The following is a 15,279-nucleotide window of genomic DNA, read 5'->3' on the forward strand; positions in this document are numbered from 1 at the left end:
CACCCCACACCCCACACCCCGTAAAGCTTTTAAGGCTGTTTGTCACCCCGTCAGCTATGGGGGAGAGGGGTGATGACCGTTGATTTATTCTACAGGTTAACCTGTGGTATGATTCAGTAACTGGGAATGGAAAATCGGAAAGACTATATTGATAATCTAGATTAATACTCTCCCTCGCCTTCAGTAATTAAGCTTATGTAAACTTAACAGACTAGCCAGCTTGAAGTCTTGATAAAACACCATTAAGCTCGCCCAAACTTTCAGAGCTAATTTATAAAGTAAATATTAAGAGCTCAAATCCCTTGACAGATATGGATTTCAGGTAACAGTGGTCAACAACAGGCCGAATTACTGAAAGCCTTGCACCGCAATGTTTATAGCTCCGTTTGCAAATCAGCTCTCATCAATTTTATGGTATCAGTTTTCGTGACATTTGACAACGTATTTGACAACGTTTAGTGATATTATTGGCTAATACTTGCAGCATAGGATAAATTTTTCCATTTCCGATCTTCCCGACTCGGCTAACTGACACAAAAACAGGGCGTTGCCCTTGTAGGGAGATAATTTATGGAGAAGGGGAAGATGGGGAAGATGGGCAAAATGGGGAAGATGGTGAAGATGGGGAAGTAATAAAAAACCCATGACATCTGGCCAATCGGCAACACCAAAACAAGAAGTAGACTTTCTTCCCCCCGTCCGGGATGCCTAAAGCTAATGTTGATTAGCGGACGAGTTTGACTCTGCGGCAACTGCCGACTCGGACTTTTGAGGCTCTACGCTTTCAGGGACAGAACCTTTTTCAGGAACAGAAGCTTCAAGACCTGCTGCGATCGCTACCTTTAGTCGAGCTAGGGTATCATCCCAGTTACGCAGTGTGGAATCGGAAAGGCGATCTGCCTGTAGTTGCACACTGCTAGAAAGATCTTCGGCTAATTCGGGTAAGGCATCCGCCGATTTTTTCAAGAGCTTGCGTGTATCGCGACCAGTACGGGGGGCAATTAGTAACCCTACCACTGTTCCTACGGCACTACCCAATAGCATGCCACCGATAAATGCTCCAGCACTTTTTTTTGACATCTTTTGATTTGTGTTCCTCCAACAGTTTTAGATAAATGGGATGGATAAAACTTTTATAGTAAATGGTTTTGGTTTATTATCCTACAAGTAGCTTGATAATTGATCAGTAGTTAGTAGGGTAGGAGTGTGGGGTTTCTTACAATAGGTACGGTGAGGGTGATCTCAGTTGCCCCTTGGGCTTGGTGAGCGCTATGCTGGGAATACTACAACCCGATACTAGTCACAACCCGATACTAGTGCGATCGCTCTTGAGGCACTAAGCTGTTCTTGCTAGTAGGTTTATAACTAAAGCGCCACCTAAATCCTCCAATTCTTTGAAGCATACCCAACAGTAGAAAAATTTGCTTGAGTGTGTGTAGCTGAAGCTGTAATTTTTGATACTGCTCTCTCAAACCATGAATACCTACTTGCCCAATAACAATTGCCTTGGGAGCACTATATAAATTTTTATAGATACGGCGTTCAACCCTTTCCAACCGATTAGCGATAGATGAAAGCCACTGTCCCAATCGCCACACTTGGCAAGCAATGTATAGACACAACAGGGAGAGCACAATGTTTATAACGATTACAAGTATCATAATCAATATACCAGTGATACAATTGACTTTACTAATAATAAGATGGCTAAGGTTGGACAACTGGGAGAAAAGTTAGTCGCTAGGTGGTTACAAAGCCAAGGCTGGGTCATCCTAAACCATAGCTGGCGCTGTCGATGGGGAGAGATTGACCTAATTGCCAAAGGAAACCCGGTGGCATTGGCTTTTGTCGAGGTTAAAACTCGCAGTCGAGGGAATTGGGATGCCGATGGTATCCTAGCAATTACACCACAAAAGCAAGCTAAACTCCGGCGTACAGCTGAGTTATTTCTGTCAAAACATCCAGATTTAGCTAATTTACCGTGCCGATTTGATGTTGCTCTTGTCCGTTGCCAGTGCCTGAACCAACCTTTACAGTCTACAACCGCAGATCAAGAGATCGAAAGTCAGATAGTTGAACTAGCTCAACCGGTATTGGTGGCAGGATATAAGCTGATGCTACAACACTACATGCAGTCAGCTTTTGATTAGCTACTCGGTTTGGGGGTTGGGTTTTGCTGCTAGCTCATGTTTTTAATCGTCAAAATTGCCTTTTGGCTGGCTTTTGCCTGATTTTTTCGGGACTTGCTTCAAGGCAATAGTGAGCGCTCTTTATCTCAACAAACCTAGCCTTGAGAGGCTTCCCAGATGGGAGTGTCACAAACATACGATTTTTTCAGGCAGACAGATTCTCTGGTATTACCTAATCTTAAAGAAGAAACAGATACCCATTGTCATAGCTTGGTATAAACTGAATCATATCCATCACTCCTCAAGAGTAGAAACATGGAAAGCCTCACCATTGCTATTGTCGAGTGGATCATAAAACTGTTCCGCGTCTACCTGGTCGCTGGTTTGATTTTTGCGGTTCCTTTCGTCATCTTTGGCGTGCAACGGGTGGATCCCAATGTCCATGGATGGGCGATCGGCTTTCGCATTATGATCATTCCCGGTGTGACTGCCTTCTGGCCGATGTTTGCCACTCGCCTGTTGAGAGGCAAAACTCTTCCGACTGAACGCAATGCTCACCGTATATCGGCCAAACGACTGACCTGAAAGGGAAATGCCATGATTCTCGCTCGCCGTAAAACTCACTTTTATTCCTTTGTGGTACTAGCAGTTGTCCTACCAGTGTGCTTCTTAGCAGGGATTTTACTGCGTCCTAGTTACGAACCAGTGGATGTAGCTACCAATAACTTATTTACACAGGCAGGGTTCGTGACACAAACCCAACCCCAAGCCAGAAAGGCAATTGGCTCAACTAAAGTTAAGGATGGAACATTTCGGTTTCATGTTGAAACCTTTGTCAATTACCAAGGCAAACTGGTAATGGAACTTAAGTCTCTTTCTTTGCTCCAAGTTCCGGATCCCTTGCTGTATTGGGAAGCTACTAAGGAAGCCCCCACAGAAATTAGCGATCGCTCTATACTGCTAGGCAATCTGGCCGGGTTATCTCGTAAACAATTTTTGCTTCCTGCCAGTGTGCGAGGCAAAGCGGGACATTTGCTGATCTACAGCCAGGGGCAACAGAAGCTGATTGCAGCTCTACCATTGCCAGCTAAACTGACTAGAGTTGATCGTTATTAGTGCTTAGTAAATAAACGAAGGTTTACTGATAGTTAGTAATTACTAATGACTAATTACTAATGACTAATCACTAATCACTAATGAGCAATAGCAATTAACCTTTCGTAAAACAATGAGTGTTGCCTATAAAGCTGTTCTGTGGAACCGCCAAAAGTTTATTTACGATGCTATTCTTCTGAGCCTAGTTGCCCTTTATATTGTTCTTTTCATCAATGTTACCCAGTGGTTCGATAGCAACATCGACATCAGGGGAGTCAGGATTCGCGCCTTTGGCTCAGCTGCTTTCATCCTGTTGCATGTGATCTTATCCATTGGTCCGCTAACTCGCCTGAGTCCAAAATTCTATCCCCTGCTCTACAATCGGCGTCATATGGGGGTTACGATGTTCTTCTTGGCTCTCCAGCACACCCGGTTTGGCCTGCAATGGTACCACGACTTCGGCAATCTCGAACCTTTGGTTAGTCTGTTTTTGAGCAATACTAACTATCTTACCTTTATTCGCTTTCCCTTCCAGGTTTTGGGATTTGTTCCCCTGGTGATCTTGTTCCTAATGGCAGCCACTAGCCACGATTTCTGGCTGGCTAACCTAACTGCTCCGGTTTGGAAAGGTTTACATATGAGTGTTTATCTTGCCTACGGACTACTGACAGGTCATGTCCTGCTAGGAGCACTGCAAACTAACACCCATCCAGTTCTGACCCTTGCTGTTGGTGTTGGACTAGTGTGGATTGTGGGAGTGCATTTGGCAGCAGGGATTCGGGAGTTCGGGCGGGACAATCAGGACCTTGTTACAGGAAACGAAGAATTTGTGGATGCGGGCAGCATCGCAGAAATCCCGGAAAATCGAGCTAAGATAGTCACTCTCGGGGGCGAGCGGGTGGCAATTTTTAAGTATGACGGTAAAATTTCTGCTGTTTCCAACGTCTGTCAGCATCAGAATGGCCCTCTAGGGGAGGGAAAAATTGTGGATGGCTGCATCACCTGTCCATGGCACGGCTACCAGTATCTGCCAGAAAATGGTGCTTCCCCGCCACCGTTTACAGAAAAAATCCCTACGTTTGATATTAAATTAGAGGGCGATCGCATTTTGGTGAAAACTATACCGAACCTTCCTGGTACCAGCGTTAGTCCTGCTGTAATTGCCATGGAGGAACAGACATGACTACCAACAGCGAAGGTCAAAACACCGATGAATTTTATATCGGTTATGGTAAGGTGCCTACCGGTATCAAACGGTTTCTGTTGATATTGATTCCCGTGCTAGCCCTGGTGATTCTGACTATAGCCGCTGTCTTCCCCTTAATTCATGACCAGTTTAATTCTGGAAAGGTCAATAAGCCTCAAGAGTTTGAAGGGTTGCTGTTAGGACAACCTGTTCCTCACTTGCTGGTACCCCGTCCAGGGGATACCTCCTCCGAAGCCGCCTACTCTCGCTACTTGCTCACGGGTCCGGGAAAAAGCTCACCCAAGTCCAGCGTCTTGGATCAAGTGGGAAAGTGGGTCAAGCTAACCGGTAGTCCAGTTTATCGCAACAACCTGACGGTAATAGCCGCTCGCTCTGCAGAGGCAATTGACCCTCCCTCCGGAGCAGTAAAACCGGATGCGGGTAAATCTCTGGGTGAGTTCTCCCTATTAGGAGAGATTTTAGACAGTAAATGCTACCCCGGGGTGATGAAACCAGGACAAACTAAAACCCATCGCTCCTGTGCCATTCGCTGCATCAGTGGTGGCGTTCCTCCAGTGTTCTTAGTTTACAATCAGCAGGGGGATAATCTTTATCTGCTCCTAGTAGATCGGCAAAACCAGGCGATTAACTCCCGGATTTTGGATAAGGTAGCTGACCCTATCCGCATCACTGGGGAAGTAGTTCAATATGGGGATATGTTTGTTCTCAAAGCTGACCCGGAAAATTATGAGCTGGTAACTCAGTAAAGCTGGGGATGATGGGCAACGGATGGGTAACGGAATTACCGACACTCCTCGGATTCCCCACGCTTGTATAGGATTTGACAAATTATCTTAAATATGTATTAACAGAAAAGGATAGATTTAGGTATCCCTATCCCCTCCCTTTTAGGTGTTACCTAGTCATTGATTTACCCATTCCTATGATTACTGGACTAATGCTTTACTAGGAAAGGATACACCACTCTTCCTGAAGAACGGAAATGATTGCCAATAGTATCAATAACCTTAATCCCAAATTGCTGCTAGTTGTCTCCCGGGCCCTGGCAGCATTGCGACCCTCGGTGATTGCTTTCCTAATTGCCAACGCTAGTATGCTCAGTGGTGGGAAGGAAACACCAATATCGTTTTGTAACGTTCTGTTTGTTGGCAATCTCTGTGCGTCTTTGGCCGTGGTGGCTTTTTTTGGAGCGATTCCTATTCTAAATGAACTCCGAAAGCTGAATGTAAAGCTGCTTCTGGGATTGTTTATTAATGGTTGTTTAGCAGCATTACTTTCTGCACTGATTTTCCTGGGACTACAAGAAACTACTGTCACTAATGCGGTCTTATTGGGGCGATTTGGTCCGGTACTCTATGCTCTGGCAGGAGCAATTTTCTTTGGCAAGCGTATTCTGAAATGGGAATGGATTGGCTTTTCTCTGATTGGCGTTGGTGTTCTTGCTATTGTTTTCAAAAGCAGTAATTATCAAATCAATCAGGGAGACCTTTTAATCCTGGCCTCAACGTTTTTGTATGCAGTTACTTCGATTATCGGCAAGTTGACCCTTTCTAAAAACAAGAGTTTGTCGGTAATTGTCTTCAGCCGTAACTTTATATCAGCTGTAATATTTTTTGCGATCGCTAGTTATTTATTTGGTCCGTCTCATTTTGGAGATGTCTTTTCAGGTCAGCTTTGGATGGTGATGGGGATCTATGCGCTAATTATCATCGTGATTACCCAATTTCTCTGGTACGCTGCCCTCGAAAAGCTAGACTCCAAGACGGTGGGTAAGTGGACTGTATTATCCCCCGTATTTGGGATAGTTTATGCGCTAGTTCTCAATGGAGAACGCCCTTCACTCATGCAAGTAATAGCATTTATTGTGATCATGATTGGAGTGTCGATCACTAACTTTAGTAAACAACAGCCCCAACCGATACAGGAAATTGCAGCTAGAGGAGAAAGTTCTGCATCTTCTATGTAAGTAGATAGCAGTTATCAATTCAGTGAGGTAGTTACAGTGAGGTAGTTACTAGGAGTGGTTAGGGAGTAGGGAGCGGTGCGCTTTCCGTAGGGACAAAAATTGGTGTACCTCATCAATATTATTTTTTATATAAAAGGAGTATAAAAGAGTTAGCAAGGTAGAGTTTAATCAGCTTCTAACTTAAGTAAATTAATCAGTAATGTCAGAAGTAATGTAAGATGAAATTACTTTCCATTTGCAATCCTTCTCGATACTCTAGTCCGTTACTGGACATACCCATTTTTTACCAACGGCTAGCCGTAGACGAACGATTTGAATTTTTCCACATCCCTACGGAGGGCGTCTTCACCGAAGGAGCAAATACTGAATCGATTCAGGTAGCTCCGGTGAAGGGAATACTACCTTACACTACCTTTCTCGAATTAGATTCAAAAGTTCGGGATTGGCGATCGCTAGAAGAGTTTGACTTGGTATTTTGTCGTACCTTAAAGCCTTTTCCTGAAGGATATCTAGATAGACTACGATTGTGGGAATATTTTGTAAAATTTGTCAACAGTCCTACGGGAATTTATGAGCAAATTCAGCAAGAATTCTTCCTCAAAGTAGCCAGTAAATTTACACCAGACATGATAGTAACCGGTAGCTGGATGGAAGGATTGGCTTTTTTGGAAAAGCACCAAGTTATTGTGGCTAAGCGATATAATAGTTGTGGTGGTAGAGGAGTTTTTAAAATTTGGTATCACAACGGTAATTTCTTAGTGGATAATCCCTTTACAGGTACCAGGGAGTTTAGTCACTTTTCCGAGGTGATGAATTATCTGAAAGGTTCCACAGGCAAACCACTACAATTTGTGCAATACTTGCAGCGAGTTGATGTGGGAGACAAGCGGATTGTTGTGGTAGATGGTGAAATTTACGGTGCCTATATCCGTCGCTCGAAAAGTGGTCATTGGGTACATAATGTCAGCGTAGATGGAGAATGTTTCTTATCAGATATCAGCTCTGAAGAAAAAGAAGCAATTGATGCCACCTTTGAACACTATCGCTGTCGGGGTATACATACCTTGGGATATGACTTTTTGATGAATGATGAGGGTAACTGGTGCATTAGCGAAATCAATGGAGGAAATATTGGTGGCTTTGCTAGATTAGAAATGTTAACCAACCAATCGATAATGGAGCGATTGTTCACCTGGATGATTGAGTTTTCTCGAAAGCCGAGAAAAAAGCTATCGTTGTGTCTGGTTGAAGATTAGGAGTTTTTATTTCTCTAAATTATACTTGAGAGAGAGCAAATAATTACGGGCAAAAAAATAAGTGCAGAAAAATGTCAACTAAACAAGAGAATTTCTGTGCAGATTTATCAGAGCATCCCAACATTCTGATAAGGCAATATAAAGATACTGATTTCCAAGCAATTGCATCTATCTATAACGAGTCTATCGCTGCAGGCAACAGTACGATGGATTGCCAATTTTATACTGCTGAGGACATGGAAGGACTCGCTAATAAGTTTGGCGATCGCGAAACCATACTGGTTGCAGAACGAGAAAGCTGTGTGATTGGGTGGGGTGTCATCAAGCGCTATAGCCCTCGCTTAGGCTACCGTGTTTGCTGCGAGATTTCGATTTATTTTTCTTTAGGGGAAACTGGTAAGGGTTACGGCAGTATTTTACAAACAGCATTGCTCAAGAAAGTTGAGGAGTTTTGCTATCACCATGTCGTTGCTAAAATTCTTGCCTGCAATCAAGGTAGTATTGAATTTCACAAGCGATTTGGATTTGAAGTTGTAGGTGTTCAAAAAGAAATTGGGTTTTTCAAGGGACGCTGGCACGACATTGTTATTATGCAGCTTGTTTTGTCCCATATCCTACCTTACTGTCCTGAATTATAGCAATCTGTTTCATAGTTGTGAGCATGGGAGGAGCTTGCCACCGATAGTTCGAGCGGATGTAACGGATGGGAAGATGGGAAAGACGTCGAAGAGGTGCAGCGATTTCTTTCTCGTTTCAATCAGGCTTGCTATAGCTTGACGAAATCTTTGATGATATGAGGAATAATCATCATTTGTCCTGAATAAAAATAAGCTGAGATAGTTCTCAATATTTTTCAGAGGATAGTGAGGAATTTATCAGCGTTATCTCAGCCTAGAGCTTTAAGGTCTATACAGTAAAGTCAACCAGTGAGGAATTTTTAGTTAGGTAAATCTAGGGATGAGGGATTAAGTATTAGGGATTAGGCTTTGAATAGTAAACTCTAACACCATTACCCTAACACCATTTCCTTACCTAGTAATAGTATACATTTCGGTTAATCCCTTATTGCGGTTAATCCATTCTAGGATGGTTAATCCCATTTTGTGAATTTTAAATTTTTAAGTCTCCATTTTCAGAGAACCAAGTTTTTTTAACAATTAGAGGATGGAAAAATGATTCAGATTATTACTGGCATGAAGACTTCTGTATGGGACCAAAGTCTTCCCGAGAGTATCCAGCGCTTAATTAGTAATATCCAAAGTCAGTCGGTATTGGTACCGAAAATTGCTCGTCAGTGCATTTTGGATGCACGCATCTCACCGGAAGACTTGATAGGATGGGCTGACTTTAATCATCCCATCACCGACAGCTACGGTCGAAAGCTAGTGTACGAGTGCGATTCCTTTGAAATTATGGTTATGTCTTGGGCTCCAGGAGACTACAGCACCATTCATGACCACGGCGTAGCCCAATGGGGAGCAGTACAGTGCTTTGGGGAGGCGGAACACTACGTGTATACCTTAACAGATGGAGTGCTGCAAACCCTGAAGCGGCTGGACTTTAGCTCAGGAGAGGTAAAAGCGGTAGCTGACGATATGATTCACCAGATGGGCAACCCTGGAGAATCCTGCTTTTTTAGCCTTCATATATACGGGACCGAAAACTCCAAGGGCTCGATCACTAGCAACGCACGCATCTTTGACCTGCTTGAAGGCAGCATTCAACGAACTGATGGAGGGGTGTTCTTCTGCTTGCCAGAGACACAAATTAAAAAACGGCACTACGGCTTACAAGCAGATGCTGAGACCACGCTCAGACACCACGAAAAAATGCGCGATCGCATTTGTCAAATCCTTGCAGTACAGGACAATCCTCTACTCCGCTCAAAATTAGCTATTTTAGATGAGCAAATTTCACAGCTTAAGTAAGCTAAAGATAATTGGTAATTGCTAAGTATTACTTTTCAATTTTCAGTTTTCAATTTTAAAATGACCAATGAAATCAATCCAAACTAATTTGTGAACCCCATAGGTCTTGAGGTAGAAATGAGCGGTCCATTGGAATTGGTGCTACTGGTTCAGTTAGGGTAAATTTGCCACTCTCAATCCATTGCTTTAGTTCCATAGCAACTTGCCGGGAGAGGAAAATACTAGCAAGAGGAGCTACACGCACTAATTTACCATCAATAGTGATCCGACCAGACTTCAGCTGAGCGTAGCTGACTAACCCAAAGGTTGGACGCACCCGTCTAGGAATGGCAAAATCTACCACTGGTGCAACAATGTCTTGATCTTGTACAGCACAACGTTGCACTACTTCTTCATTCAGTACTGGCATTGGTACGCCCACACCCAGCATCAGAGAGGGGCCATAATTTTTAAAGTAACAACCCCGTACCCATTTGGGATTCATTTGCTTGGCATCTCCAATTAAAGCTAGAGTTGCTGCTGGTCCTATAGGTGTCTGATTGGGAAGGCGTTTTTGCAGTGGGAAGTGTTGGGTCCCTTCCCAAGCAATATAGCCAATACCTCCACCCATAAAAATCCGCGTGCCAATACCCACTAGCTTCAGTTCCGGATCATTGATTAGGGGTGAGATTGCTCCTGGGTTAGAGTAAACTGCATTGGAGAGTTTGGGCTGCAGCAAACCCAGATAAGTATACAAGGGGCGATCGCCTCCATTCACCCCTACTATGAAGTTTTGATACAGATTGCGGGGATTGAATAAGTAAAACTGATTAATCCTATCCTTAGTGATCGTGGTCTCAAAGGAGCCTCTGGGATAACAATCTGTCACTTGTCCGAGGGCTTGGAGGTGGACGGGTTTCCCAGCAATCAGGTCTTCAATGACATGACCACCACCCCTTTGCCTGTGTTCTTCCATATCTGGAATCTCACGGTTATCTGGGTAGTCAACAACTTGAGTTGCTCCCAAAAACAAATCCACTGCTCCGAAGCCAGTGTAAGCTGGAACTCCATCTAACCAACATTTCCGTATTTTCACGGGTGGGTCAGTATGTCCCAAATTCATGATTGCTCCGGAAGACTCCATCTGCTCAAAGGTACCGGTAGTAATGATGTCTACTTCTTTCGCCGCCTGAGTGACACCGATTTCTGCCACCCGTGCTTTTAATTCTTCGACTGTCCACACTACGGCACAGTTACCCTCGATTTTGTCATTAATTTGAGCAATGGTTCGCATAGGGATTGGGAATGGGGAGAAAGGTTTTCCAAAATATCACTTGCCAGTGTTGACATCTCCCCCGGTTGAAACACGGGGGATTCTATAAGGTTGTTACGCGGCAGGTTGAAACCGTGCCGCTCCACATCTTGTTCGATATGATCTAGACAGAGATTTGAACAGATCATATCGATGTGGGAGTGTCAAGCTCCCTCTACCCACCTTGGTAAGGTCGAGACCTAACTGTGTGGCTACTTTCCTAGCTATATTTGCGGCACCATTGCAATCCGCATTTACCAGGTGTCCAAAAGAAGTTTTGTACATTCCACGCTTTACCCGTTTTCCCGACGGTGTCCATCCTTTGGGTTTCTCACCATGTTTTGGGAGGCTGTCGTCGTCAAGGTAAGACGCTTTACTGGTGTACGCTTCCTCGGTGATTGTTAACTTTATTCCATATTCAAAGGCAAGGTTTTTTAGTCTTTCAATTAACCTTTTTGTGGGGATAAATACGAAGTTTTGATTGCCCCGCTTCCCCATATTTAAGGAATTTTTATGACCTTCATTCCACCCAATTATTAAGTTGCCAATCCGTTCGCGTAGCGTCGGCTTTGCCGAATCCTGAAGACACCGATTAACAATAAATCGAGCAGCCTTGTTAATGGCATCCCGAATTTGGTTGTTGCGCTTCCGTTGAACTCGTTCGCGTAGCGTCGCCTTCGGCGAATCTAAGTTCGCATCCCAATAAAAATCGGGCTTCCCGGCTTTGTACTTAGCAACTAGCCTGGCATAACCCTGGTTCAAAGACTTAAGCTTTCGACCATCAATAATCAGGCTTTTCCCATGGGTCGAAACACCAGTCAGCCAGTTATCACCGCCGTGATCAAAACTCCATGCCTGGGAATAGTCTAGGTTTGGATTATTTTCTATCGGCTGCTTCCCATCCGAGATCACCCAATCGATCCAGAGTTGTCCTAAGTACGGACGGATAGTCACTTCTTTAACCCAATCTGGATCTATAAAGTCTGGTGGATCTAAGGCAATTTCAGTAAGTAACTCTGCTTTAGACTCTTTGCTAATCGGAGGGTAAAACAATCCATTTTTATACTTAAGCGGCTGACGAGGAAAAGTGACAGGTGCTAGCCCACCTTTCTTGCGGTACCTGAGTAATTTAGGTTGATCAACTTGACCTTTATAATAGAGACCGACCAACTGGTTGTAACTAGCAATTGATTCGGCTACAGTTTTGAGACTTTGCTGAGCTGATTGAGCCGCCATTGCCTTGTAGTGAGGATTGCTTTTCAGCTCCTTACATAACTCGGCGTACTTAAGTGCGCACTTATAGGTCTTCCAGCCGTATCTTAACTCATCACCGCGCCAATAAGTAGTGAAAGCCTCGGGTTGCTGCTCTAGCCAACTATAATGCTTCTGCTTGGAGTAATAAACAGCACAATTCCATAGGCTGTTAGCTTGTTCGCATTGAAACAACCAAAAAGCCTTTTCTTCCTCTGAAAATTTTGCTCTTACTGAAATTGTTTTGTACATTTGCTATCACCTCCTTGTTTCTATTATAACTTATTTGAATGGATACGGCGGGTTAAAACCCGTCCCGTCGCGTTTCCACCCCTCCTTAAAAAGAAGGGGCTATCACGGTCCCGGATATTTTGGTATCTTAGCTTACCTCCGTCAGCCTCAGTTATAATACGCAGTTGTCACAATCCATAGCTTGAGTTGTAACGACTGAAGGCTGATGAAGGTTTACTCTTCCTCCTTATCTATCTGATCGGATTTCTTGGATTTGGGGTGATTGTCCGATTCAGTCCTATCCTGGAAATCCTTTGATGTAGTTGGACTGGCTAAATCAGGATTGGGTGATGCGATCGCAACGGTTTCTTTTGGGGTCTGGGTATCTCTGATGGATATCGGACTAGTTTTCCATTGATCGAGGATATCTTTAATTAAAACTTCTTTTAGCCAAACCTGACCAACTACGGTTAATGGTAAAGCTAACAGTAAACCTAAAAAACCAAAGAATGTCGCGAAAAATACCTGAGCCAAAAGGGTTACTGCTGGTAGCAGGGATACCTGTTGCTTCATCACCAGGGGAGTCAGCAAATTACTTTCCACCTGCTGAATAACAATGTAGAGAATTAAAACAGCGATCGCTTTCCAGGGTGCATCTAGTAGAGCGATCGCAATCGGTGGGACTACACTCAATCCAGGGCCAATATTGGGGATAAATGTCAAGACACCTGCCAAAGCCGCCTGTGCCAGTGCCAGTTCCACTTGTAGGATGACCAAACCCACAAAACTTAAGCCAGAAATGGCAGCAATGTTAACGAGAATGCCTACTAACCACCCCCGTAAAGAGTGATCACATAGAGTCAAAATTTCATCAACTCGACGGCGATAGAAAGATGGGAAAAGTCGTATAAAGCTTTGACGATAAGCCTTGGGGTCAGCCAGTAGCATGATAGTCAAAACTAATACCAGCAAAACTTGGGCTACGACAGCCAAAGAGTTAAAGGCAATGGAGAATCCACCACCCAATAACTGATTAAGTAACGGTTGTAGCTGTTGAATTAGCTGATCTATTTGGATCTCGGGGAAAGTAATCAGATCTTGGGGAAGACGCGCTGACAACACCTCCAACCACTGACCTAATTTTTCTATACCTCTAGGAACCTGATCAGTTAACTCTAGGACTTGGTCGGCAAAGGGTGGAACAATTAGCCAGTAAAACCCTACAGCCAGAGCAACCATCAGAAGAATTGACAGCAGGACAGCAAAAAGCCGTTTGATGCCAGCCCGGCGGAATTTTTCCACCAAGATATTTAAGGCATTGGCAAGTACCACAGCAGTAAATATCAGCAGCAGTACTTTACGGATTTGCCACAGGATGTATAACGAAAGGATAAAGGCAAGTAGACCAATCCATGTGCCTAGACTCATGGTGAAACCTCGCAGTAGCTATAGCAGTCCCAGACCTAATTTTAATTCTATGGGGCTTAAAAACCTGATCTTACCCTAATGCTAGAGATTTTAGATTTTAAATGAGGTTCTAAAACAGACAGGATGCGATTAGCCCGAAGGGCTACGCTACGCGAACGCTCTGGAAGAAGAAGATGGGGGTGATGGGGTGATGGGGTGACAAGCAGGTTTAAAGGTCGGGTGGGTGTAGGTGGGCTATGCTGCCGGTGAATTTTGATTAATTAGCGTACGCTTGCTTTCATGCTCCCATAGTTCATGCTCACCTTGGGAAACATAACTACCCTGTTATTAGTCTAATTAATCGCTTGTACTCATCCTCAAGGAAGATATATTTAATGTTTATTTCCCATCGTTGGCAGTCCAGAATCGCTCTACTCACCGCATTGGGGATCACTTCAACTGTGGCGTTACCAATGTTGATAGCGACTCAAGCTAATGCCCAGTCTAGATTCTACATCGAGCCACAGTTGGCTCAATTTACCCAAGTCATCATTCCTGCTGGGACTTTGATACCAGTTGAATCCGACGACGCCAAGAGAGTCATTGTCACTCGTAATGAAACTCTACCGATAACGCTGATAGTAGCTAGAGATGTAGTCTCCTTTTCAGGAACCCTCCTAATTCCAGCAGGTAGTGAGATTGAAGGGGAAGTGCGTCCAGTTCAAGGAGGTTCTCAGTTTGTCGCCGAAGAGTTGATTCTCAGGGATAGTGATCAATCCTTATCCCTTGATGCGACCTCCGAGGTTGTCACCAAAACTGAAACTATTACCAAAAACACTGATCCCGATTTGCTCAAAGGTGCTGCGATTGGTGCAGCTGCGGGGGCTGTACTCTCGGAAATCTTTGGTAAGCTTGAGTTTTGGGAAGTTTTAGCTGGTGCTGGACTCGGTTTGGTTACAGAGCTTCTCCTTGCAGGAGGTCAGGAAGACGTAGAAGTAGTTGTCATCGACCCTGACACAGATTTAGATATAACCTTGAAGTCTGATTTAGTCCTTAACATTGACAATCGCTAATTTTAAGGATGAAGGATGAACCCTTCACCCTTCATCCTTGACTTGATAATTAATCATTCATCCTACCCGACGGTAAAGCTATCAGGGGAACATCCTTCTTGATAATTCATCCTTAACCAAAAATTACTGTCACCTTAATATTTATCTCTTATTATCTATTACTATTAACTAGTTAGTCACCAGGTCGTCAGGATAGCTAAGCTAATGGGTCTTTATCGCCGCCTTATCTGGAGTACTATCTTGGTATTCAGTAGTTTAGTAACACGGATTCCAATGTTTGTTTAGAATAATGTTTGTTTAGACAAAACAGAAGCATGAGATAAGATATTTTATCTTTCCCATTCTCTACCTGATTTTTACACCTTTACAATTGAAATGCTGGCGTTCGCTGGTAGTGCATCAAGGAAGTGTGGGAGTGGTAAGATGAATCTTGTCCAAAAATAGT

Annotated in this window: 15 protein-coding genes; 10 read left to right on the forward strand and 5 right to left on the reverse strand. The window is 43.8% G+C overall.

The genetic code is table 11. The features are described 5' to 3' along the window. Nucleotides 1-714: 714 nt before the first annotated feature. Nucleotides 715-1,080, reverse strand: a complete 366-nt coding sequence (locus AC4II3_RS24480; protein WP_293080106.1) for a YtxH domain-containing protein — start codon at nucleotides 1,078-1,080, stop codon at nucleotides 715-717. A gap of 233 nt (nucleotides 1,081-1,313) precedes the next feature. Next, on the reverse strand, nucleotides 1,314-1,661 hold the full coding sequence (locus tag AC4II3_RS24485; protein ID WP_488012158.1) for a hypothetical protein: 348 nt from the start codon (nucleotides 1,659-1,661) through the stop codon (nucleotides 1,314-1,316). Between the two features lie 42 nt (nucleotides 1,662-1,703). Here AC4II3_RS24485 and AC4II3_RS24490 point away from each other — a divergent pair, with 42 nt between their 5' ends. From AC4II3_RS24490 to AC4II3_RS24530, 9 genes are all read left to right on the forward strand, one after another. Beyond that, nucleotides 1,704-2,150: a YraN family protein gene (locus AC4II3_RS24490; protein WP_488012156.1), complete on the forward strand. Its 447-nt coding sequence runs from the start codon at nucleotides 1,704-1,706 to the stop codon at nucleotides 2,148-2,150. 294 nt (nucleotides 2,151-2,444) lie between these two features. Beyond that, complete coding sequence (locus AC4II3_RS24495) at nucleotides 2,445-2,714, forward strand: hypothetical protein (RefSeq protein ID WP_071106024.1); 270 nt, start codon at nucleotides 2,445-2,447, stop codon at nucleotides 2,712-2,714. Nucleotides 2,715-2,726: 12 nt separating this feature from the next. Next, nucleotides 2,727-3,245: a hypothetical protein gene (locus tag AC4II3_RS24500; protein WP_488012154.1), complete on the forward strand. Its 519-nt coding sequence runs from the start codon at nucleotides 2,727-2,729 to the stop codon at nucleotides 3,243-3,245. Nucleotides 3,246-3,357: 112 nt separating this feature from the next. After that, a complete protein-coding gene (locus tag AC4II3_RS24505) occupies nucleotides 3,358-4,407 on the forward strand; it encodes a Rieske 2Fe-2S domain-containing protein (RefSeq protein WP_488012152.1) in 1,050 nt (349 codons plus the stop codon). Beyond that, nucleotides 4,404-5,177, forward strand: coding sequence for a hypothetical protein (locus AC4II3_RS24510; protein ID WP_488012150.1), 774 nt, complete (start codon nucleotides 4,404-4,406; stop codon nucleotides 5,175-5,177). The genes AC4II3_RS24505 and AC4II3_RS24510 overlap by 4 nt, the downstream gene beginning before the upstream one ends. Nucleotides 5,178-5,413: 236 nt before the next feature. Further along, nucleotides 5,414-6,397, forward strand: a complete 984-nt coding sequence (locus tag AC4II3_RS24515; RefSeq protein WP_488012148.1) for a DMT family transporter — start codon at nucleotides 5,414-5,416, stop codon at nucleotides 6,395-6,397. A gap of 218 nt (nucleotides 6,398-6,615) precedes the next feature. After that, nucleotides 6,616-7,653 carry an ATP-grasp domain-containing protein gene (locus tag AC4II3_RS24520; RefSeq protein WP_488012146.1) on the forward strand — a complete coding sequence of 346 codons (1,038 nt, stop codon included), beginning with the start codon at nucleotides 6,616-6,618 and terminating at the stop codon, nucleotides 7,651-7,653. A 71-nt stretch (nucleotides 7,654-7,724) separates the two neighbouring features. Beyond that, nucleotides 7,725-8,291, forward strand: coding sequence for an N-acetyltransferase family protein (locus tag AC4II3_RS24525; RefSeq protein WP_488012144.1), 567 nt, complete (start codon nucleotides 7,725-7,727; stop codon nucleotides 8,289-8,291). 534 nt (nucleotides 8,292-8,825) lie between these two features. Beyond that, complete coding sequence (locus AC4II3_RS24530) at nucleotides 8,826-9,581, forward strand: cysteine dioxygenase family protein (RefSeq protein WP_488012142.1); 756 nt, start codon at nucleotides 8,826-8,828, stop codon at nucleotides 9,579-9,581. A 73-nt stretch (nucleotides 9,582-9,654) separates the two neighbouring features. On the opposite strand, the gene AC4II3_RS24535 is transcribed toward AC4II3_RS24530, so the two are convergent. The 3 genes from AC4II3_RS24535 to AC4II3_RS24545 all read right to left on the reverse strand — a co-directional run bounded on the left by AC4II3_RS24535 (nucleotide 9,655) and on the right by AC4II3_RS24545 (nucleotide 13,782). Then, a complete protein-coding gene (locus AC4II3_RS24535; protein WP_488012140.1) occupies nucleotides 9,655-10,854 on the reverse strand; it encodes a homocysteine biosynthesis protein in 1,200 nt (399 codons plus the stop codon). 93 nt (nucleotides 10,855-10,947) lie between these two features. Then, on the reverse strand, nucleotides 10,948-12,375 hold the full coding sequence (locus tag AC4II3_RS24540; protein WP_488012138.1) for an RNA-guided endonuclease InsQ/TnpB family protein: 1,428 nt from the start codon (nucleotides 12,373-12,375) through the stop codon (nucleotides 10,948-10,950). Nucleotides 12,376-12,588: 213 nt separating this feature from the next. Then, nucleotides 12,589-13,782 (reverse strand): AI-2E family transporter, encoded by a 1,194-nt coding sequence (locus AC4II3_RS24545; RefSeq protein WP_488012136.1) that lies wholly within the window; start codon nucleotides 13,780-13,782, stop codon nucleotides 12,589-12,591. Nucleotides 13,783-14,156: 374 nt separating this feature from the next. Here AC4II3_RS24545 and AC4II3_RS24550 point away from each other — a divergent pair, with 374 nt between their 5' ends. Continuing rightward, complete coding sequence (locus AC4II3_RS24550; protein ID WP_488012134.1) at nucleotides 14,157-14,834, forward strand: TraB/TrbI/VirB10 family type IV secretion system protein; 678 nt, start codon at nucleotides 14,157-14,159, stop codon at nucleotides 14,832-14,834. The last annotated feature ends 445 nt before the right edge of the window (nucleotides 14,835-15,279 follow it).

This window comes from Moorena sp. (assembly GCF_982860115.1).